Genomic DNA, 22,318 nt, shown 5'->3' on the forward strand with positions numbered 1-22,318 from the left:
TTTTAGTTAAATTCGAATATTGGTGTCTCGTTTTTATCAAATTTTAATTTCATCATTCTTGCATGACGATTAGGATCATACAGCGGATCTGCAATAATTTCTTTCAACGGTCTTTTATCTGTCGCAGGTACAACTTTTGGATCGCCAACAGCTTTTTCGTAATCTCTTGCATGATAAATTACTAATGGTTCTCCGTTTTCATCTACTGTAAACGAGTTATGTCCTGGTCCATAAATTTTCTTTGCTTCGTTGGTTTTTAATACTGGATATCTGGATTTTTTCCAAGAATTTCTATCTAGTAAATCAGCGTTTTCATCTGCTTCCATCATTCCCATACTATAACAAGAACCTGTAGCACTTGCCGAAAAAGTAATGTAAATTTTCCCTTTGTGTTTAAGAACTGCAGGGCCTTCATTTACCCAAAAACCTATGCGTTCCCAATCATAATCTGGAGTCGTTAGCATAAATTGAACAGTTTTTAGTTTTACGGGCGATTCCATTTCGGCCAAATACAAATTAGAAGCGGCGAACTGTCCACCTGTTTTTTCTGCCCAACAGAAATAGCGTTTATTTTTATGCTCAAATACAGTCCCGTCTAGAGAAAAATCGGTAAAACTTTTTGGATCTGCGTCAGCCGCCTGCATTTGTCCAAGTTCAATCCACTTATCATGTAAAGGATCCTGACCTGTACACTCCAAAACATACGGTCTTAATTTCCAAATATCATTTTCTTCGCTTGCCGCAAAATACACGTACCATTTTCCATCTAAATAATGAATTTCAGGAGCCCAAACATGACGGCTCATTGGTCCGCTCTTATGTTTTTCCCATACTCTAAAGGTTTCAGCATTTTGAAGTTCATCAATAGACTTGGCACGTCTTAACTCTATAGCATCGTACGTTGGTATCGATCCTGTAAAATAGTAATACCCATCTGTATGCTTATAGATAAAAGGATCTGCTCTTTGCAAAACAATAGGTTTATTAGTTAAGGTTGTTTTTGTAGTAGCCGCTTCTTTTTTAGTCAACTCTTTTTCTGCTTTTTTATCTGTACAGGAAGAAACACTTACAAAAACAATGGCTGAAAGTGCCCAATTTTTTAATATGTTTGTTTGCATGTTATACTGGTTTGTTTGTATTTAATTTATTGGTAAGGAATTAATTCAGTCTTTAAAATCAATCCACACTTTCATTTTCCCAACTCCGCGATTTGACCAAGAATAATAGGGAATGGCTTTGAATTTTGAATTTTCGATCACATTTACACCTTGCAGTAAATTCGCTTCTTTTCTCACTTTAAAAGTATCTGAAGAAGAAATATCTATTTTATCAAAGTTGTTTTTATTGTCGATTTCTTCAACAGCATAAACTAGCGGACCATATTCTAAAGACACTTTGTTTTTGTTTGTTTCAACTTTAGAATTCGTTTCAACTTCTTGAACTTCCATCGGGAAATTAAGAGCGATTTTGTCTCCTTTTTTCCAATTTCTGGTCACATTGAAATAGCCATTTTCAGGCTGAATTGCCAATACTTCTCCATTTACAGTAATAGTTGGTTTTTGAGTAGAAGCTTTTTTATACGTATATAAATCTCCTGGTAAAACTTCATTTCTTGCCCAACCTGGAACTCTAAGTTTAATCGTGAATTTGCTTTCTTTTTTAGGATTAACTGAGATTCCAACTTTTCCATTCCAAGGATAAGAAGTCTGTTGCGAAATCTGTAAATCTGTTTTTCCTAATGTGAAAGAAGCATTGTTTGAAGCATATAAATTCACATACAAATCGTTTTTTGTTTTCGAATAAATCAATCCTGGAATTGATGGAATAAAACGAATTAAATTTGTCGGACAGCAAGAACAATCAAACCAACCTTGACGTGTACAAGAACCTCTGTTTGATTTATAAACACCATCTGCTTCTAAGGCATTTGGATAGAAAAATTGTTTTCCGTCAAGCGAAATACCCGAAATTAATCCGTTGTACATGGTTCTTTCGATGACATCAAAATACTCTGATTTTCCGTATAAATTATGTAATCTGTGATTCCAATACACATCACCAATTGCTCGCACAAGTTTCATTGTAAGCCGTTAGATTTGGCAATTCGTAATTAGCTCCAAAAGCTTCTCCATCATGTCTGGATCCGATTCCGCCTGTGATGTACATTTTTTTGTTCACCATATTATTCCATATTGTATTTACAGCATTTTCATAGGCTTTATCCTTAGTCAGTGCCACAATATCGGTCATTCCTGCATACATATAAACGGCGCGAACGGCATGTCCTACGGCTTCTTTTTGTTCTATAACCGGCATGTGATCCTGAGCATATTCTCCGTATAATTTATGATTGTTTGGATTTCCGCGATTGTCCAAATAGTATTTTGCCAATTTCAGATAATCTTCTTTTCCTGTAATTTGATATAATTTCAATAACCCAGTTTCTACAATCTGATGTCCCGGAACTCCTTTTACTTGACCTGGATTATCGCCAAAAGTTCTTACCAACATATCGGCAGCTTTTATGGCAATGTCTAGGAAATTGGTTTTTCCTGTTGCTTCGTAATGCACGATAGCGACTTCAATTAAATGTCCCGGATTATACAATTCGTGGCTAATCTGTAAAGATTCCCAACGTTTTCCTTCGATTACAGGAACCCAAGGTGCTGGCGGTTTTGCAGGATTTATAGTTCTCCAAGTTGTAATATATCCATCTGGCTCTTGACCAATTTTTACAATGGCAATCATAGAATCCAAAACTCTTTCCAATTTCGGATTTGGTGCGCTAATTAAAGTATTCGACGCTCCTTCGATAATTTTGTAAACATCGGTATCATCAAAAGGCATATCTCCTCTTGTTGTTCCTGTTTTTTGCTTTCCGGCAATTAAAAAGTTTTCAAAACGCCCCTCTTCGTCACATTTTTTAATGGCGTATTCTATCGTTACTTCCTGTACTCTTTTAATAATTGGAAGCCAGAAAGAATCGGTTAGTTTTACATTTTGAATGTTAACCGGTTCGATTTCGTAACCTGCTTTTAAGGCCGATGTTTTATTCTGCACCACATTGTTTTTGGTCTCTTTACAGGAAACCAAAACTAGAAGTGACATGAAAATCGTTAAAATTGGTAAGTTGTATTTCATCATTACTTTTGTATTCTATTTTAAAACAGGCCATAAATCGGCGTCCCATTGCATTTCTCGAATTACTAATCTTGGCGTTCCTTTGGTTTTCTTTTCATAAGCATGGTAAAACATATAATCTTTTCCATCAAAAGTATAAGCGCTGTTATGTCCTACTCCAAAATAGTTTTCGTCGCCTTGAACTACTAAACTTCCTCCGCCTTGATCGAGTTGTTTTCCTTCTTTATCCAAATAAGGTCCCGTTACATTTTTAGATCTTCCAACAACGACTTTATAAGTGCTTTTTTCTCCGCGACAGCATAAATCCCAAGAAAGAAATTGATAATAATAACCGTTTTTCTTGAAGATAAAAGGAGCTTCGAGCGCGCCATCTCCTGGGTCTGAATCTGCTAATTCGAAAGTTCTTTTGCGTTTTGCAATTGTATACCATTCTTGAGGCTGAGCAATTGATTTTAAATCGGGATTTAATTTTACCAATTTCAATCCTTCCCAAAAAGAACCAAATGAAAGCCAAGGCGTATTGTTTTCATCAAAAACCAAATTGGGATCAATGGCATTCCACATATCTCTGTTTGGCTGTGATTGAATTACAATTCCCTGATCGACCCATTTGTAGTTTTTATCTTTTGGATCTAAAGTCGTATTAGTGGCAACACCAATTGCCGATGTATTTTTAGCAAAAGCAGAAACAGAATAATACAAATAATAGGTGTTGTTGTGAAATGAAATATCCGGCGCCCAAATATGATTTTTAAAATCAGCCGCAACGCCATCTGCCCAAATTGGTTTTTCGGCAAAAACCTGTGGTTCTTTATTCCATTTTTTCAAATCTTTTGAACTGAAAACACTGATTCCGTTTCCTGTACAAAATAGATAATAAGTGTCTTTTTGTTTGAAGACCACTGGATCGTGAACTACAATTTCCTGCGCAAAAGAAACTGAAGCAATCAGCATCAAAAAACCAGAAAGTGTATATTTTATATTTTTGTAAACCATATAAGCTATATAAGTAAGTTTAAGTTTGGTTGCTGAAAACTGCGACCGTGACTGTCTTCGACTTCGCGCAGACCGACAATCTATTGAATTCCTTCAGAGGTCATTACAACACGTTTCATCGTTCCGTCTTTGTTATAAAATAATTTATCTACACAGACCGATCTTCTAAAACTTCCTCCATTTGGTTTTGATGCTCCGTTGTGATAAATGAAATACGATTGTCCTTTAAAATCAATAATTGATTGATGATTCGTATTACTGTTTCCTGCTAATTCATTCAAAATCCCTTTAAATTCCCAAGGCCCTGTAATTGATTTGCTCATGGCGTAGGCAATTTTCTCTGGAAACTCATAAGCGTATGACAAGTAATACCAATCTTTGTGTTTATGAATCCACGGTGCTTCGGTAAAATTTGGCAGTTTTATGTGATGAATTTCGCCTTCTATTTCCGTCATGTTTTCTTTTAATTTGGCATAATGACAGGCGGTATTTCCCCAAAATAAATAGGCTTGTCCGTCAGTATCGATAAAAACTGTCGGGTCGATATCGTCCCAGCTTATATCGCTAAATTTGGTCATGTCGTTGGTAATTAATGCTTTTCCTAATGCATCTTTAAAAGGTCCAAGCGGATTATCTGCCACAGCAACTCCAATTGATTTTCCTGGAACAGTACCATGTTCAACTGTTACATACCAATAAAATTTTCCGTTTCTTTCTATTACTTGAGAAGCCCACGCATCGCTTTTTGCCCATTTAAAATCTGTTACTTTCAATGGAACCGGATGCGATTCCCATTTTTTCATGTCAGAAGAAGAATACACCAGCCATTCATTCATTTTATAAAAATTAAAATCGTTTGGTGCTTCATCATGGCCTGCATACAAATACACTTTGTCTTTGTAAACCAATGCTGCAGGATCTCCAGTATATTTATCTGTAATAATAGGATTGTTGAATTTTACCGATTGTGCAGTTCCTGCAATCGATAAAAACAAAACAGAAATATTTATAAATAGTTTTTTCATTTGTTACTTTTTTTTGCCACAGATTTCACAGATTAAATGGATTTATTTTTAAAATCTAAGTCTGTTTTTTGCCACGAATTGCACCAATTTTCTCGAATTTTAATTTGTGGCTTATTTTCTCTCGCAGATTATGCAGATTTTTTTATTCTTTAATTTTTGGAATTTAAGAATTGTAATTTTCTAATTAATCTTTTTACCCCAAACGGATATTCCTGCACTATTGATTCCAGTATAGGTTAAAGTCACTTTTCTAGTTGCCGATTCCCAATCCCAAGCGTCAACTACATTGCATTTCACTCCGTTTATGGTTGCTATTTTTTTTGCGGGATCATAAGACCAAGTTCCCGTTATATCTCCGCTTACTTTTTTATCGGCAGTTAAAAAAATCGTCACTGCTTTCTGCATGGTTTTGTATTGGTAATTTAGCGTAATCTGTTCCCAAGTTCCAACTAGATTCCCTTCTGCAAAAGTGGTTGTTGGCACTCCTGCGTAACGTTCTGGCTCTATTACAGGCCAGCCATCTTCTGTCCATTGAATTCCGTGCACGTGTCCCATCATTACTGCATTTGAAACGGCAATTCCGGCAACTCCTTCTGGCAAACGCGCTTGTGAAGCATAAAACCATTGTTTGGTGTCTGGGTTTTGAAAAACAGCACAATGCGAAAATCCAACCCAGCCCGTATGATTTTTAAATTGATACGGATGTGTTACCAATGGATAGCATTCTGCACCATTTGTAATGCTCATTCCTGTATTGGTGACATAAGGCCCAAGAATATTTTTGGAACGTGCCACACGTGTATTATACGCAACCGATAATTCATCATAAGCTAAGAACAAGTAATAATACTGAGTCTCTGGATTATAGATAATTTCTGGCCCTTCGAGCGCCTGCCAACGGTTTGTATTTACGTTTCCGCGACCTGCAATTCGAACTCCATAATCGTCGATTGTTTTTAATTTATCTGGTTTCCCTGTTGTTGGATTTAATTTTAAAGTCGCAATTCCAGAATGCCATGAACCGTAAATTAGATATTGTTCGCCTTCGGGAGTTTCAATAAAACTCGGATCAATGGCATTGAATTTAAAATAAGCATCCCAATCGTTTCCTCCGTTTCTAACATAACTTTTTACACCGTCAGGTTCTGAGCAGACTACCATTCCTTTGTCAACCCAATTATTAGAAGCTAAATCTGTTGTTTCAGCCAAACCGATAAAAGCACGTTCTGTCCAAGAAGTATTGGTATCTGTTCCCGTAATTGGGTTTGTTACTACAATGCTATAATACATTCTGAAAACATTCCCGACTTTTCGAACACAAGGCGCCCAAAATCCGTAATTTGGATTTTCTATAGGAGGAAGTGCCGGACTCATTCTCGCTCTTTTGTTATTTAAAGAATCTTTTACCCAAGCTGGAGCCTGAAGCATTGAAGGCCCCATAAATTCCCAGCTGATTAAATCTTTGGATCTTCTGTAGAAAAAATGTCCTTTGCCATCATGCGCATTTCCGTAAGAAGCATCTGTTTGATACATATAATAATATTCTCCAGATTTCTCCACTGATGGATCGTGTACATTTGCCAGATTCCATTGTGATCTACTTGCCCAACTTGCAAATGCAGTATAATTGTCAGCATAAGTTGGTCCGTTAAACGTTGGTGTGACCACAGGAGGCGTCACCACTGGATCTGGATCTGGTGTCTTTACCGCTGGATCATCTTTGGAACAACTTGTAATTAAAATCGTTGCAACAAAAAATCCGACGAACGAAATGGTTTTTAAAATGAAGTTTTCTTTTTTCATTTGCCTCTATTTTATTTTCCTTCTAAAACAACTACTGAGAAAGGAGGAATAGTGATTTCAAGTTTTCCTTTTTTGTTTTCGAAACCTTTAAAAGCTGTCGGAACAATTTTATTTGGATTTTCGAATGAATTGTAATCTTGTAATTTAGCCGATGTTATGACCGTTCCTGTGAAGTTTTTCACACCTAAATCTTTTACATCAATTTCGATTTTGTTTTTGTTTTTTGCGTCTACGTTAACTAATGAAATGTGAACCGCTCCGCTTTTATCTTTTGATGCTGATGCTGAAACTGCTGGAAGTTTTTCTCCATTAAAAGTGTATGATGGCGATTCGAAACTTACTGGCAATAATTTTGCATCTTGGTGCACGCTGTACATTTTCATTACATGGTATGTTGGCGTTACAATCATTTTAGCTTTATCAGTAAGAATTACGGCTTGTAAAACGTTAACACATTGTGCTAAGTTTGCCATACGAACACGGTCTGAATGGTTGTTGAAAATATTAAGAGTTGCTCCAGCTAAAACTGCATCACGCATTGTATTTTGCTGATATAAAAACCCTGGATTTGTTCCTTTTTCAACTTCATACCAGCCTCCCCATTCGTCAACAATCATGGCTACTTTTTTCTCAGGGTCGTATTTGTCCATAATAGCAGAATGTTTCGTAACCAATTCTTCCATTTTTAGAGCAGACTGCATCGTTTTGAAATAGCCTTCTTCAGTAAAATTTCTGTCATCTCCTTTTTTACCCCAATCAATTACAGCATAATGGTGAACTCCAACTCCGCCTAACATATTTAGCGGAATGCCTTTCATTAAAACTTCTGTCCAATTGTAATCTGCACTGTTTGATCCTGAAGCAATTCTTGTAATTCCTCCCGTATTTTCCCAGTCCGACATGAAAGTCGCATATTTTCTGTATTCTCCTGCATAGTATTCTGCAGTCATATTTCCTCCACATCCCCAAGCTTCATTTCCAATTCCCCAGTATTTTACTTTCCAAGGTTCTTTTCTTCCATTTTTAGCACGTAAATCACTCATTGGACTTTTACCGCTGAAGTTTGTGTACTGAACCCAATCTGCCAATTCTTGAACAGTTCCGCTTCCTACGTTTCCAGATAAATACGGTTCTGCTCCTAAAAGTTCGCACATATTCAAGAAATCGTGTGTTCCGAAACTATTATCTTCGGTTACTCCGCCCCACCATTTGTTTACAATAGTTGGTCTTTGCTCTTGTGGTCCAATTCCGTCTTTCCAATGGTATGTATCTGCAAAACATCCTCCCGGCCATCTTAAGTTTGGAATTTTTAAATCTTTTAAAGCCTTAATAATATCATTTCTTACTCCATTTGTATTTGGAATTTTTGAAGTGTCTCCCACAAAAAATCCTCCGTAAATACAACGGCCTAAATGTTCTGCAAAATGACCGTAGATATTTTTGTCAATTGTAGGTGCATCAGCAGAATTTTTAATAGTAATTGTCGTCTGCGCGAAATTCAGCTGACTACAAAACGAAATAAGAAATGAGATTAAAAGTGCTTTTTTCATAATGGTTTTTATTGTAGAGGAAAGCCCGAAGACTTTCCTCTGAATTTTAGTTTTTTAATAAGAAAGTGTTGGCCATCCAGATGACCAAGTAAAATATACGATTTCGAGTTTTGGGTTTCCGCTGTCAGCTCCGTCATAATAATGAACAGATCCCTTCTGCGTTCCTGTAATTCTAGACAAATGTCCAGGACCAATATAATTTCCTTGCGTAGCTAAAACGGTTGTACCTCCGCCATTGGTTAATGCCACTCCGTTTTTATCAACGAAAGGTCCAAACGGACTTGTAGAACGTCCTACTACAATATAATAAGTACTGTTTACACCATTACAGCAAGTGCCTCGGTTTACAAACATATAATAATAGCTTCCTTCTTTAATTAAACAAGGAGCTTCCCAAGATGCGCTGTTTCCTCCAGCGACAATCGTTCTGCTTCCAGTTGTTTTTCCTGTTGAAGGATTAATTTGGATAACTCCAATGCCTGCATGCCACGAACCGTAAGCCATATAGACATTGCTTCCATCAACCAAAATAGAAGGATCTATTGCATTCACGTCTGATGCTGATGACGAAGAAACGACTACGCCTCTATCTGTCCATGTTGTTCCTGCGCTCTGCGAAATAGCTGGCGTTGTAACCAATCCGATTGCTGATGTCGCCGAACCAAATGTTGAGCATGAATAATACATATTCCATCTGTTATTAAACCAAGCAACATCTGGTGCCCAGAACGTTTTAACGAATCCTGGAACATATCCTGTAATCCAACTTGGAGTTGATGAGAATACTGATGTTCCCCATGTCCAGCTGGTTAAATTTGTTGAATAAGTCATTGGAATATTATCTCCCGTAGTAAAAACATAATAATTAACACCGCTTTTTACAATCGTACTTGGATCGTGCGATGGCACATTTCCGCTGACTGTCTTTGCTGTTGAATTGGTAACCTGTGAATCCTGAGCATTTACAACTGCTGTTGTTCCTTCTTGTGTTGGGACAATCTCTTCATTTTGACAACTCCCAAATAATATCGCTAATAAAACCAAACTTGTAATTGTTTTCATTGTTCTAATTTTAGTTACTGTTAAAAATTAATTTTCTTGTATTCCAAATTCTAAGGCATAATATCATGTGAAGAATCCACACCTTCACATGATATTAGGTATTTAACTAACTCAAAATATTTTTAGTCTCAGTTTTCAGTTAGAGTATACAGAACCGAGACTGTAAACTTAATAACTGTCGTTTTGGATTGTTCCTGGATTGTTATCCATTTCTAATTGTGGAATTGGGAAATATTCTCTTCCTGCTGTATACGAATTAAACTCAGCATCTCTCGATTTTAACCAAGCTAATTTAGTTGGATCCTGAAGCCATCCCCAACGACGAATATCATCAAAACGGTGTCCTTCAAGAGGGAATTCTAAGAATCTTTCGTGGCCAATTTGTTCTCTCATTTGCGCTTGAGACATTCCTGGCTTTGTAGTTGCCAAATCAGGAAGATTTACTCTATCTCTTACCATCTGAATATAAGTGTATGCTCCTGGTGTATCTCCTGTTTCGTTTAAACATTCTGCATACATTAAAAGAACATCAGCGTATCTTAATAAACGCTCATTGATTCCTGAACGCCAATCGTATTCATCTGCAAATTGTCCGTCAGAGTTTTGATATTTTCTACAGAATAAATCATTTAAATCGGCTGGACTTGAAGCATAAAATGTTGCAAAATCTTTTCCATACAATTGCATTCCGCCTGGTTTGTTGTAGAAAATAGTAGCATCTAAACGAGGGTCATCTGCTCCTGTTTTTGTTTTTTCTTCTTTAAATTCATTGAATAATGCCCAAGTTGGCTGTACGTCTGTCCATCCAAAAGCACGTGGCGCATACGTAATTGCTCTTGCCGATGTTTTTCCCCATCCTGAAGCTGGCGCACCTCCCCAACCTAAATCAACTCCTCCGGCATCACGGCTGAATTGCACTTCAAAAAGAGATTCTGAATTATTTTCGTTTGCTGTTGTGAAGTTATCACGATAATTTGCAACTAGAGAATAAACTCCCAAATCTATTACTTGTTTAAAAGTTGTTTTTGCATTAGAAAAATCTTTAGTAAACAAATATGCTTTTCCTAAATATCCTAAAGCAGCACCTTTTGTAGCGCGTCCTTTTTGTCCTGCATCTAATCCTGAAATTCCAGTATAAGAATTTGGAAGTAATTCGGCAGCGACTTTAAAGTCTGAGATAACTTGCGCCCAACCTTCTTCTTGTGTTTTTTGAGGATAATAAACCGCCAATTCTGTTGGAAGAGGTACATTTTTAAACATGTTTACAGCATGGAAAAAGAACAATCCTCTTAAGAAATAAGCCTGTCCTATTATTCTGTTTTTTAAAGCTTCGTCTTCAAAATCAATTCCTGGTACATTTGTTAAAACTTGATTAGCACGATAAATACCTTGGTAATAAGTTTCGTAAGCCCATCCGTAAATAGTCTGCATCTGCAACATTAGAATTGAAATGTCCAACATTATACATAGAACCCCAAGGGCTATTTGTACGCGAATCATCTGCTTTTACATCTAATAATAATGGTGTACTTCTCATGTAAGTACCATCTGTTAATAAACTTCCGTAAGCTGCATTTACACCTTGCAATGCATCTTCATCTGTTTTCCAAAAATTATCGACTGCATTATTATTTGGGTCTAATTGAGTCAAGTCTTCGTTATCAACACAGCTTGTGGTTACCAAGGCTAGTGAAAGAAAAACGGTTATATAGCTAAAAATTTTAGATTTCATTTTAATACGTTTTAATGGTTAGACCTGGTTAGAAGCTTACTTCTACTCCTAAAGAAATTGTTCTTGGATTTGGGAAAGATCCTGCATCATATCCTCTTGAAAGCAATCCGTCACTATTAAAGTCTGGATCGTATCCTTTATATTTAGAGATAATCAACAGGTTTTGACCATTTAGGTAAACCTTAGCTTTTTCAATAAATTTATCTTTGATCGGAATGTTATAACCAATTTCCATTGTTTGCAGTTTCACATAATCACCACTTTCAATAAATCTGTTTGAATCTCTGCTATTTCCGTTTGGATCTCCAATAACTGGAGCAGGAATATTTGTATTGGTATTAGTTGGTGTCCAGTAATTTAATTCGTCTGTATGATGGTTTGTATATTGTCCGATCATTAAATTTCGGTACATAGCATTAAATACTTTATTACCACCTGCTCCTTGCCAAAACATTGAGAAATCAAAGTTTGAATAACTTGCACTAAAATTAAGTCCGAAACCATATTTAGGAATTGTTACCCCCTGAAAAGTTCTATCTGCGTCTGTTATCGCTCCGTCGCCATTTACATCTCTAAATTTTACATCTCCAGGAGCTGCACCTGTTTGGGTTGGAGAAGATGCAACTTCAGCAACATTTTGGAAAATTCCAATTGCTTCCCAAGCAAATAATTCACCCACAGATCTTCCTACTTCAGTTTTAGAAACTGCTCCATAAATAGGATTTCCATTTACACCAATTTTAGTAACTTCATTTTTAAGTGTTCCGAAGTTTCCAGAAATATCATATTTAAATTTATGATGATGATTGCTATAAGATGCTGTAAATTCTACCCCTGAGTTTTTCATTGCTCCCGCATTTGTTGTCACACTTGCAGGAAATGCTCCTGTTGAATATGGAAGCGGAACTCCTAATAACAAATCGTTTGATTTCTTTACAAAATATTCTGCTGTAAATTGTAAATCGTTGTTTAAGAAACCTAATTCAATACCAACATTTGAGTTTGTAGATTTTTCCCATTTTACATTTGGGTCAAGTGCTTGCTACTACAGTAGTTCCAGGAGCAAGCTCATTATTAAAATCATAACCTGCAAAACTGTTTACTGTTGAAGCAAAGAAATATTGAGAAATAGTATTATTACCTAAAGTACCATAACCACCTCTTAGTTTAATATTGCTTATCCATTCTGGTAATGTCCAGAATTTTTCGTTACTAAGTTTCCATCCTCCTGAAAAAGAGTAAAAGTTTGCTGAATTATTTTTTTCGCTGAAAAGAGATGTTTTATCTTGTCTAAAATTAGCCTGCAATAAATATCTGTCATCATAAGCATAATTTAATCTGCTTATATATGATATTCCTGTAATCGTAAATTTGTATTCAGATGCGTTTCTAGAATCTGCATATTGAAGCATTGGGATTTCGCCTGGAGTATAACCAACACCTCTCATATTATATCGGTGGTAATCTCTTTTTTCTTGAATCCAACCTGCAAGAGCATCAATTTTATGTTTACCTAAAGTAATTTCATACGTTAATAAATTATTCAAGAAAGTTCTTAACTCATTACCCGTTTCAACATCTAGAGATGCCTCATCATTTGTTGTAATGTAATACCATCCTAAGTCACTTGGCGGAATAAACTTTCTGTTTTCCCAATCTGTTCTGTCGTAGCTTACGTCCAATTTATATTTAAGACCTTTTACAATTTCAATTTCTCCCCAAGCATCTCCAATAAAACGGTTTCTTTTTCCATTATTAGTAATTAGATTGTTGTATCCTATTGGGTTCATAGAAATAGCTCTCTGAGTTAAGTTGTCTGTACCACCATAACCTCCAAGTCTATTTGCGTCGTAAACTGGCATAGTTGGAATAGCTCCTAAAATGTCACTTACAACAGTCTGACCTGCATTATACTCATTAAAAATTTCTTTATCAGATTGTGTGTAAGCTATTTTTGCACCATATTTAAATTTCCCTTTTTTCCCATTTAAATTTAAATTCGTTGACAATCTCTCATAGTCCTGAGGTGTTTTAATGTAACTTGTATTTTTAAAATAGTCAACATTAAAACTATATGCAATACTTTCTGCTCCTCCAGTTAATGTCAAAGCTTGATTTTGCACAACACCTGTCTGAAAAGATTCTTTCTGCCAATCTGTATTTACATTTGAAATATAAGATGGGCTATTAGGATCATTTCCTGGAGCGATACTTACAGGAACGCCTGCTCTAATATCTCTATTTCTCTCAGCCTCGCTAGTAATTTTTTGGTAACCCTCGCGATCTGTAACATCCCATTTTTTAGCAACATTTTGAAGACCAACAATAGACTTGAATTTAATATCCATTTTACCTTGTCTTCCTTTTTTAGTCGTAATAATTACAACACCATTTGCACCGCGCACACCATAAATAGCAAGCAGAAGAAGCATCTTTTAAAACCTGCATCGATTCTATTTCTCCTGGAGCAAAATCATAAGGTGAATCGACCATAATTCCGTCGATTACAAAAAGCGGATTATTGTTACTGAATGAAGTTATACCTCTAATCTTCACATTTACAAACCCTCCTGGTTCTCCTGAAGATTGTACCGTAACACCTGGAACTTGTCCTTGAAGCATTTTTGCAAGCATCATAAGTAACGACCTTTTTAGCCGATTCTAAATTAACGACACTTACAGAACCTGTTAAGTCAGATTTCTTTTGAGTTCCGTAACCAATAACAACTACTTCATTCAGTTTATTGGTATCTTCACCTAAAGCTATATCAAGTTTAGATTGACTTCCTACAGCTATTTCTTTATTCTGAAATCCTATAAATGAAAAAACTAAAACATCAGTTGGCGATGCTTTAATCGAATACTCTCCATCAAATCCAGTTGTAGTAACTGTTTTGGTTCCTTTTATTATAATGTTTACACCGGCAAAGGAAGGTTGTCTTGTGCCGATGTTACAACTCCTGTTATCGTTTTGCCTTGAGCAGACATTTGATTAACAGAGAATAATAGCATTAATACTGCTAAAATCCAATTTGTTTTTGGCAATAGAAAATTGCAATACAAAAGTAATTTTTGTTTTGTAATCATAATGGTTTAGTTAAGATTGGTTAGTGGTTTAGTTAATAAGTGTTAATCTTACATTTGTAAATTTAACTAAAAAAAAACCACGTAAACAAATTAATATCACAAAAAAACAGCCTAAAAAAAACACATATCGTAAATTAAGTGTTGAATTAACATTTAAAAAATCAAAGTTTTTTCAAAAAAACAGCTGTTTTATTGATTTTAATTGTGTAAAAAATACACTTTTAATCGAAAAGTCGTTTTTTAAGCAAAAAAAGAGGCAAATGAAAAAAAGCATAAATAATCTGTTTTTTAATGCTTTGAATTCGAAAAAAAGAATATTTTGTAAGTAAAAGATTGTTTATTTTAGTAGGTTTCTAATTAAACAGAGCCTATTTTTGCAAAAAACTATCCTTGACTGTCCTGTTTTTTTCTTAAAAAAATCTTAAAAAACAGATTTGTATGTTATTTTTATGTGAAAAGTAATTTTTTTAAGGCTACATTTGAGTAGTTAATTATGTAAGTGTAAAATCTACATTAATAAATTATGATACGTTTTAAGAAGTTCATATATTTACCCATCCAAATTAATTATATATGCTAAATAGTTATAGCTCTGCTGATAAAGTTTTACTGGCAGTAGACTGCATCATTTTCGGATTCGATAATGATGGTCTGAAAATCCTTTTGATTCAAAGAGATTTTGAGCCTGAAAAAGGAAAATGGTCCTTAATTGGTGGGTTTCTAAAACGAGATGAAGTTTTAGACGCTGCCGCAACTAGAATCTTAAATACCTATACAGGTCTTAACGATATTTATATGGAACAGCTGTATGCTTACAGCGAAATAGATCGTGACCCAGTAGAACGAACCATTTCGGTTTCTTATTTTGCTTTAATTAATATCGAAAACCATAATGCAGAATTGATTCAGAATTATCATGCAGAATGGTTTCCTATTAATGATGCACCAAACTTAATTTTTGACCACAACGAAATGGTCGAAAATGCAATAAAGAGACTACGCTACAAAACTTCTATCAAACCTATTGGCTTCGAATTGCTTCCGGAGAAATTCACAATGCGCCAGCTTTTAGAATTGTACGAAGCTATTTTGAGCAAAGAATTAGACAAAAGAAATTTCATTAGTAAAATAAACTCTTTGGAAATCTTAAATAAACTAGAAGAAAAAGACATGCAGTCTTCTCGAAAAGGTTCTTATTTATATACTTTCAACAAAGAAAAATACGAAGAAAAACTACTCAATAATTTTGTATTGAATTTATAAACCTTATTTATTCTCTCGCAGATTTAGGAGATTTGGCTGATTTAATAAAAAAATCTCCTGCATCTGCTAAATCTGCGGGAGAAATTTATAGCGAATTACGCAATATAAGAGCAGATCTATTTTCGATCTGCTCTTTTGTTCCTTTCAAAACCATATCGGCCAAAATTTTTCCCATCACTTCAAAGTTGGTTGAAATTGTAGTAATTCCGTTTGTCGCAATTTTCTTCAATGGAGTTTCATTATACGATATAATTCCAAAATCTTCACCTAGCTTTAAGTTTCTATTAATCGCATTTTCTATTACCAAAAGTAAATCGCGATCATGCGGAATAATATATAAATCTCCTAAAGCGATAGACTGATTGCTAAAATCTGAAATAATTGCATAATCGAAACCAAACTCTTTACAAAACGATTCAAAGCCCAATTTCATTCCAGGAGGTTCTCTAAAACCAGGGAAAATTAAAATTAGTTTTTTGTATTTTGATAATCTTGATTTGCCTTTCATCAAACCTTCGTAAATATCTTTTTGGTGATTTTGGTAAATTGCAGGAAACATTTTCAAATCCGAATTGGTCTGATCCAAAATAATTACGTCGCTTACTGGTAGGGTTTTTATAGAATCTACGACATCGTTTAAGTTTGTCGGCATAATAATATATTTTGTATAATTTCCATTGCTATCATTTATAAGTTTTTTGAAAACCTGAACATTAAAATGATGAAAGAAAATATCGACCTGAACATTTTTTCCAATATTTTTTAAAAACGAATTATAAATATCTTCTTTGAAAATATTCAATTCATCAAAAAGTAAAAAAACCTTCTGAGTTATAGTGATTTCAACACTTTTAACATAATATCCCTTTCCTGGAATGGCGTAAATAATACCTCTTTTCTTCAATTCGTCATACGCCAGCAAGACCGTATCTCGAGATAAAGAGAAAGCTAAACAGACTTTATTTACCGACGGAAGCCTATCTCCTTTAATTAAATTTCCCTCTTCAATCGCTTTTTCGATTGAAAGAATAATCTGCTTATATTTTGGCAGACCAATGTTATTTTGGATTGAAATAATGTTCATAATAAAAGTCATTTTGACTATAAAGATTAAAAACTGGTAGGTACTGGTATGCAAAAATAATAAATGTTTCTATTTTTGGATTTCATTTTTGGTAAAAATTATATGGAAATAAAACACATATCGCATTTAAAGGAGACTCACAATTGCAAATTGTTTGGTTTAATGCCCAATAAAGAAGAAATTTATTCTTTTGATCTGGTTAATAAAAACGGAATGAAAGTTCAAGTCATCAATTATGGTGCAACGGTAACTTCGATCCAAATTCCAGTAAATGGGAAACTGGTAGATGTTGTTTTAGGCTTTGACAATCTAGAATCATATTTAGAATCCTATAATCTACCAAGTGCTCCTTATTTTGGAACTACAGTTGGCCGTTACGCTGGTCGTATTCATAATGCGACTTTTAGCCTTGCTGATAAAAAGTTTCAACTAGACGGAAACAATAATGGCAACACGCTTCACGGAGGAGTTATGGGGTTTGGAAGAAAAGCTTGGAGTGTTGTTAATGCAACTTCTGGTGAAAATCCATCAATTACTTTTGGTCTTTTGAGCGAACATTTAGAAGAAAATTTTCCTGGAGAAATGACCGTTTATTTAAGGTATACTTTAACTGAAGAAAATGAATTGAAGTTAGAATACAAAGCAACTTCAACAGAAGACACAGTTATCAATTTAACGCATCACAGTTATTTTAACCTTGATGGACATGACGGAAATGTTTTAGAACAGCAAATGTTTATTAAATCGGCTAAAATGCTAGAAACTAATACAGACAATATTCCAACTGGAAACTTTACCGATTTAACCAATCATGATTTTGATTTTAGAAATCCAAAAAGCTGTCCGTTTCCTATTGACAACTCTTTTGTAGTAAATTCTAAAACAGAAATCGTTGGACAATTAATCAGCTTAAAAAATAAACTGAGAATGAATGTCTACACCGATCAACCAAGTGTACATATATATGTAGGCGGAAATTGTTTCGGAAAACTAAAAGGAAAAGAAAATGTAGATTATCATGCACAAAGCGGAATTTGTTTCGAAACTCAAAATTTCCCAGATGCTCCAAATCAGGCTCACTTTCCGAATGCAGTTTTGAAAAAAGGCGAAGAATACACGCAAAAAACACTTTACAAATTTGAAAATTTAAACTAATACAATTCCAAAAACCACAATACACTAACTATATAATGAATGATATTTTAATACAGAATACCGTTGCTTTTTTTGAGAAATCTTTTGGATCTTCTCCTCAAAAAACGGTACTTTCTCCTGGTAGAATCAACATCATAGGAGAGCATATTGACTACAATGATGGTTATGTTTTACCTGCTGCAATTGACAAAGTAATTTGTTTTGCTTTTGAAAAAAACAATACCAAAACTTCTAAAATAATTGCTATCGATTTAAATGAAGAATTTGAAATCGATTTGACTCAAGAAGTAAAACTAAGTGATGTAGTTTGGACTAATTATATTCGTGGCGTAATTAAACAATTACAAGATAACGGATTTTCTTTTGACGGTTTCAATTGCGTTTTCAGCAGTAATATTCCGGTTGGTTCTGGATTGTCTTCTTCGGCAGCTTTAGAATGCGGGATGATTTTCGGAATCAAATCTCTTTTCGATTTAAAAATTGAGAAAAAAGACATTTCGTTATTAGGACAAAAAGCAGAACATTGGGTTGGAATCAACTGCGGAATTATGGATCAATTTTCGAGCGTTCACGGCCTTGAAAATAAAGTAATTCAATTAGATTGCAACAATTTAGATTTTGAATATCACAATGCCGACTTCAAAGATTATTCTCTAATTTTATTTGATTCTAATGTAAAACATTCTCTTTTTACATCAGAATACAACACTAGAAGAATCGAGTGCGAAGAAGGTTTATCGATTATAAAAAGCCATTTTCCAGAAGTAAAAAGTTTTAGAGATGCGACCGAAGAGCAGGTTTTAAGTCTTAAAGATAAAATGACCGAAAAAGTATTTTCAAGAGTTCATTTTGTTGTAAAAGAAATCAATCGCGTTATCAAAGCCTGTAAAGCTTTAGACGAAGGAAATATCGAACTTTTAGGCGAATTGCTTTTTGAAACGCATTATGGTTTATCTCAAGAATATGAGGTAAGTCGCGAAGAATTAGACATGCTTGTAAATACAGCAAAAGAAGACGATGCCATTGTTGGTTCTAGACTAATGGGAGGCGGTTTTGGAGGTTGTACTATCAATTTAGTTAAAAAAGGAAATGAAAATGAGGTTAAGCGTAAGTTCTCTAAGCTTTATTTGGATACATTTGGAATTGAATTAAAATTCTATGATGTAAAAATCTCTAACGGAACAACGCTACTTTAAAACCACACACTGTACAATGAAAAATTTTGACATTAACGAAGATCCGCACAGACGCTTCAACCCATTAATTAACGAATGGGTCTTAGTTTCACCTCATCGTGCGAAACGCCCTTGGCAGGGACAAAATGAAACTATTTCAACCGAAGAACTTCCTAAATACGACCCAACTTGCTATTTGTGTCCAGGAAATGTTCGTGCCAACGGAATGAATAACCCACAATACGAAAGCAGTTTTGTTTTTGAAAATGATTTTGCCGCAATGAAGCAGGACGAAATTATTTTTGAAGAAGATATTAAACATACATTCTTTAAAGCAAAACCAGAACAGGGAATTTCTAGAGTAGTCTGCTTCTCGCCAAGACATGATCTAACTTTACCTGAGATGGAAATTGCTGATATTGAAAATATAATCAGAACTTGGCAGAAAGAATATACCGATTTAGGAAATATTAAATTCATTAACCATGTTCAGATTTTTGAAAACAAAGGAAGCGTTATGGGTTGCAGCAACCCGCATCCACACGGTCAGATCTGGGCACAGTCGTCTCTTCCTACTCAGGTTGAAAAAACACAGAACAGCTTAAAATTATACTACGACAAAAATCAAAAAACATTATTAGAAGATTATGTCAAAGCTGAACTAAAAGCTGGTGATCGTATCGTAATCGAGAATGACCATTTTGTTGCATTGGTTCCTTTCTGGGCAATTTGGCCATACGAAACCATGATTATCAGCAAAAGAGCTGTAAACAAAATCACCAATTTTACAGCTGACGAAAGTACCGCTTTCGCGAAAATCTTAAAGGAACTTACAACGAAGTATGACAATTTATTTAATACTTCATTTCCATATTCTTCAGGAATTCACCAATCTCCAACAGATGGTTTAATTCACCCAGAATGGCACTTCCACATGCATTTCTACCCGCCATTGTTAAGATCGGCAACTGTAAAGAAATTCATGGTTGGATATGAAATGTTAGGCGAATCGCAACGTGACATTACACCTGAAAAAAGTGCTGAAATTTTAAGACAGCTTTCAGATGTACATTATAAAAGTTTGGTAAAAGCCTAACCGTTTAATGTTGTAATAAAGCCAAAAAATAAAAATTTAACACAATTACCTACGAATAAATGTAAAAAACACATTTGCTAATGGTTGATTTTTAAATTTTTATTTTACATTTGGCTTCTGCTTTTATTTTCGCAAAAAAATAACAGAAATAAAACACATCTTGCATTTTTAACAAGATTTGACAACATAAAAACTGATTTAAAACCACATAAACAAACAACCCTATAAATAATTATTTAAAATACTACTAACAATGAACCAAAACCTCGCTTTCGCAGACTATGCGGTTTTTATTATCTACTTTATCGTAGTCTCGGTCTACGGTTACACAGTTTACCGTAAACGTAAACAAGACGAACAAGATGCTAAAGCTTACTTTTTGGCTGAAGGAAATTTAACATGGTGGGCAATTGGAGCTTCTCTTATTGCTTCTAATATCTCTGCAGAACAGTTCATCGGAATGAGCGGTGAAGGTTTCTTTTTAGGAATCGCTGTTGTCGCTTACGAATGGCTTGCTCGCTATTGCACTTATTATTGTTGCTGTATGGTTTATTCCTGTATATCTTAAAAACAAGATCTACACGATGCCGCAATTCTTAAAAACACGTTACAACGAATCTACTGCTTTGATTATGGCAGTTTTCTGGTTGTTCTTATATGTTTTTGTAAACTTAACTTCTATTTTATATTTAGGAGCTGTTGCTATTAACGGTCTTGCTGGAGGTCAATATCTTCACGCAATCATGATCGGATTAGCTGTATTTGCATTATTTATTTCTCTTGGAGGAATGAAAGTTGTAGCTTATACAGACGTAATTCAAGTTGCTGTATTAATCATTGGAGGTTTAGTAACTTCTTATATTGCTCTTACAACTGTTGGACAATATTTTGGCGTTGGCGAAAATGCAATTGCTGGGTTTAAAGTTTTAATGAAAGAAGCTCCAGAGCATTTCAAAATGATTATTCCAAAACCAACTGCTGCATCTTCACAGATTGAAATCGATAAATATTTAACTTTCCCAGGATTGTTATCTTACGCCGCTGGTATCTGGATCATCAACTTAAACTACTGGGGATGTAACCAATACATTACACAAAGAGCACTTGGAGCAGATTTACAAACTGCACGTACAGGAATTTTATTTGCTGGTATGTTAAAATTATTAATGCCACTTATCGTAATGCTTCCTGGTATTGTCGCTTACGTTTTATACACAAACGGACATTTACCACAATTAGTTGGAGGTAAAGATGGTGCTTATTCTGCTGTATTAACTTTCCTTCCAACAGGATTAAAAGGACTTTCAGTTGCTGCTTTAACAGCTGCAATCGTAGCTTCTTTGGCTGGAAAAGTAAATAGTATTTCTACAATCTACACATTAGACGTTCACAAAAAATACATCCAAAAAGATGCTGGCGAAAAACAACAAGTAAACATTGGACGTCTTGCCGTTTTTGTCGCCATGCTTTTAGCTGTTTTATTTACATGGAATGACGTTTTAGGAATTGGTGGCGTTGGAGGATTTACATACATCCAAAAATATACTGGATTCATCAGCCCTGGAGTTTTTGCTATGTTCTTCTTAGGTATGTTCTGGAAAAGAACTACTGGAACAGCTGCAATCGTGGGAGTAATTCTAGGATTCTTATTATCTGTTTTATTCAACGAATACGCTCCAGCTTTATTTGGAAACGATACACTTTTATACACAGCATACTCTAATGGAAAAGGAGCTTTTGAAATTCCGTTCCACATCTGTATGGGATTATCATTCTTATTTACAATGATTGCCATGATTCTAATAAGTTTCGCTGGACCAAAAGTAAACCCTAAAGCATTCGAGACAGAACCTGGAATGTTTAAAGTTAAACCGCAAACAACAGTCTTAATCGTAATTACATTATTGATTATTGTTGCGCTTTATGTTAAGTTCTGGTAATAAATTATCAGTTCTATTCTCTCTATTTTTACAGCTGTTGTTTGTCATGAACAACAGCTGTAAATTTTTTAAAGTATATTCATTGAATAAAAAATATAGCCACGAATTTCACTAATTTCCACGAATTAATTTTCCAAATAAAAAATTCGAGTTAATTCGTGTAATTGCTTCGCCTATTCGCTATCGCTCGAGTCGTGGCAAAAAAAAAC

Annotated in this window: 20 protein-coding genes and 1 pseudogene; 5 read left to right on the plus strand and 16 right to left on the minus strand. The window is 34.7% G+C overall.

All coding sequences use genetic code 11. From position 1 onward, the window contains the following. Window positions 1-2 precede the first annotated feature (2 nt). From P5P87_RS16110 to P5P87_RS16175, 15 genes are all read right to left on the minus strand, one after another. Window positions 3-1,118 carry a family 43 glycosylhydrolase gene (locus P5P87_RS16110; RefSeq protein ID WP_278019922.1) on the minus strand — a complete coding sequence of 372 codons (1,116 nt, stop codon included), beginning with the start codon at window positions 1,116-1,118 and terminating at the stop codon, window positions 3-5. Window positions 1,119-1,163: 45 nt separating this feature from the next. Further along, complete coding sequence (locus P5P87_RS16115) at window positions 1,164-2,081, minus strand: glycoside hydrolase family 127 protein (RefSeq protein ID WP_278019923.1); 918 nt, start codon at window positions 2,079-2,081, stop codon at window positions 1,164-1,166. Further along, a complete protein-coding gene (locus tag P5P87_RS16120) occupies window positions 2,056-3,144 on the minus strand; it encodes a glycoside hydrolase family 127 protein (RefSeq protein ID WP_278019924.1) in 1,089 nt (362 codons plus the stop codon). The genes P5P87_RS16115 and P5P87_RS16120 overlap by 26 nt, the downstream gene beginning before the upstream one ends. Before the next feature lie 12 nt (window positions 3,145-3,156). Continuing rightward, window positions 3,157-4,137 (minus strand): arabinan endo-1,5-alpha-L-arabinosidase, encoded by a 981-nt coding sequence (locus P5P87_RS16125; RefSeq protein ID WP_278019925.1) that lies wholly within the window; start codon window positions 4,135-4,137, stop codon window positions 3,157-3,159. An 80-nt stretch (window positions 4,138-4,217) separates the two neighbouring features. After that, window positions 4,218-5,162, minus strand: a complete 945-nt coding sequence (locus tag P5P87_RS16130; RefSeq protein WP_278019926.1) for a glycoside hydrolase family 43 protein — start codon at window positions 5,160-5,162, stop codon at window positions 4,218-4,220. A gap of 180 nt (window positions 5,163-5,342) precedes the next feature. Beyond that, a complete protein-coding gene (locus tag P5P87_RS16135; protein ID WP_278019927.1) occupies window positions 5,343-6,965 on the minus strand; it encodes an arabinan endo-1,5-alpha-L-arabinosidase in 1,623 nt (540 codons plus the stop codon). Between the two features lie 11 nt (window positions 6,966-6,976). Continuing rightward, window positions 6,977-8,515 (minus strand): alpha-N-arabinofuranosidase, encoded by a 1,539-nt coding sequence (locus tag P5P87_RS16140; RefSeq protein WP_198854975.1) that lies wholly within the window; start codon window positions 8,513-8,515, stop codon window positions 6,977-6,979. Window positions 8,516-8,569: 54 nt separating this feature from the next. Continuing rightward, the gene (locus P5P87_RS16145) at window positions 8,570-9,577 is read right to left on the minus strand and encodes an arabinan endo-1,5-alpha-L-arabinosidase (protein ID WP_198854976.1); all 1,008 of its coding nucleotides are present in this window, start codon (window positions 9,575-9,577) and stop codon (window positions 8,570-8,572) included. A 168-nt stretch (window positions 9,578-9,745) separates the two neighbouring features. Further along, complete coding sequence (locus tag P5P87_RS16150; protein WP_278019928.1) at window positions 9,746-11,008, minus strand: RagB/SusD family nutrient uptake outer membrane protein; 1,263 nt, start codon at window positions 11,006-11,008, stop codon at window positions 9,746-9,748. After that, complete coding sequence (locus P5P87_RS16155) at window positions 10,950-11,309, minus strand: hypothetical protein (protein WP_278019929.1); 360 nt, start codon at window positions 11,307-11,309, stop codon at window positions 10,950-10,952. Before P5P87_RS16155 ends, P5P87_RS16150 begins: the two co-directional genes overlap by 59 nt. Before the next feature lie 28 nt (window positions 11,310-11,337). Then, window positions 11,338-12,297 (minus strand): SusC/RagA family TonB-linked outer membrane protein, encoded by a 960-nt coding sequence (locus P5P87_RS16160; RefSeq protein WP_278022804.1) that lies wholly within the window; start codon window positions 12,295-12,297, stop codon window positions 11,338-11,340. Between the two features lie 43 nt (window positions 12,298-12,340). Beyond that, complete coding sequence (locus P5P87_RS16165) at window positions 12,341-13,741, minus strand: SusC/RagA family TonB-linked outer membrane protein (protein ID WP_278019930.1); 1,401 nt, start codon at window positions 13,739-13,741, stop codon at window positions 12,341-12,343. After that, window positions 13,677-13,946: a TonB-dependent receptor plug domain-containing protein gene (locus P5P87_RS16170; protein ID WP_278019931.1), complete on the minus strand. Its 270-nt coding sequence runs from the start codon at window positions 13,944-13,946 to the stop codon at window positions 13,677-13,679. The genes P5P87_RS16165 and P5P87_RS16170 overlap by 65 nt, the downstream gene beginning before the upstream one ends. Beyond that, on the minus strand, window positions 13,855-14,259 hold the full coding sequence (locus tag P5P87_RS26175) for a carboxypeptidase-like regulatory domain-containing protein (protein WP_422854100.1): 405 nt from the start codon (window positions 14,257-14,259) through the stop codon (window positions 13,855-13,857). Before P5P87_RS26175 ends, P5P87_RS16170 begins: the two co-directional genes overlap by 92 nt. Beyond that, window positions 14,226-14,396, minus strand: a complete 171-nt coding sequence (locus P5P87_RS16175; RefSeq protein ID WP_278019932.1) for a hypothetical protein — start codon at window positions 14,394-14,396, stop codon at window positions 14,226-14,228. The genes P5P87_RS26175 and P5P87_RS16175 overlap by 34 nt, the downstream gene beginning before the upstream one ends. A gap of 573 nt (window positions 14,397-14,969) precedes the next feature. Here P5P87_RS16175 and P5P87_RS16180 point away from each other — a divergent pair. Beyond that, a complete protein-coding gene (locus tag P5P87_RS16180) occupies window positions 14,970-15,659 on the plus strand; it encodes an NUDIX hydrolase (protein WP_198854979.1) in 690 nt (229 codons plus the stop codon). 85 nt (window positions 15,660-15,744) lie between these two features. On the opposite strand, the gene P5P87_RS16185 is transcribed toward P5P87_RS16180, so the two are convergent. After that, entirely contained in the window at window positions 15,745-16,743 is a 999-nt protein-coding gene (locus tag P5P87_RS16185) for a GntR family transcriptional regulator (protein WP_278019933.1), read from the minus strand. A 102-nt stretch (window positions 16,744-16,845) separates the two neighbouring features. Between P5P87_RS16185 and P5P87_RS16190 the strand changes: the two genes are divergently transcribed. The 4 genes and pseudogenes from P5P87_RS16190 (at window position 16,846) to P5P87_RS16205 (ending at window position 22,109) form a co-directional block, all read left to right on the plus strand. Further along, a complete protein-coding gene (locus tag P5P87_RS16190) occupies window positions 16,846-17,898 on the plus strand; it encodes an aldose epimerase family protein (protein ID WP_278019934.1) in 1,053 nt (350 codons plus the stop codon). Window positions 17,899-17,933: 35 nt separating this feature from the next. Then, a complete protein-coding gene (galK, locus tag P5P87_RS16195) occupies window positions 17,934-19,094 on the plus strand; it encodes a galactokinase (RefSeq protein WP_278019935.1) in 1,161 nt (386 codons plus the stop codon). Between the two features lie 16 nt (window positions 19,095-19,110). After that, a complete protein-coding gene (locus tag P5P87_RS16200; RefSeq protein ID WP_198854983.1) occupies window positions 19,111-20,169 on the plus strand; it encodes a UDP-glucose--hexose-1-phosphate uridylyltransferase in 1,059 nt (352 codons plus the stop codon). 253 nt (window positions 20,170-20,422) lie between these two features. Then, window positions 20,423-22,109 (plus strand): annotated as a pseudogene (locus P5P87_RS16205) (sodium/sugar symporter). The last annotated feature ends 209 nt before the right edge of the window (window positions 22,110-22,318 follow it).

The sequence above is a fragment of the Flavobacterium ginsengisoli genome (assembly GCF_029625315.1).
Taxonomy (GTDB): Bacteria; Bacteroidota; Bacteroidia; order Flavobacteriales; family Flavobacteriaceae; genus Flavobacterium; species Flavobacterium ginsengisoli.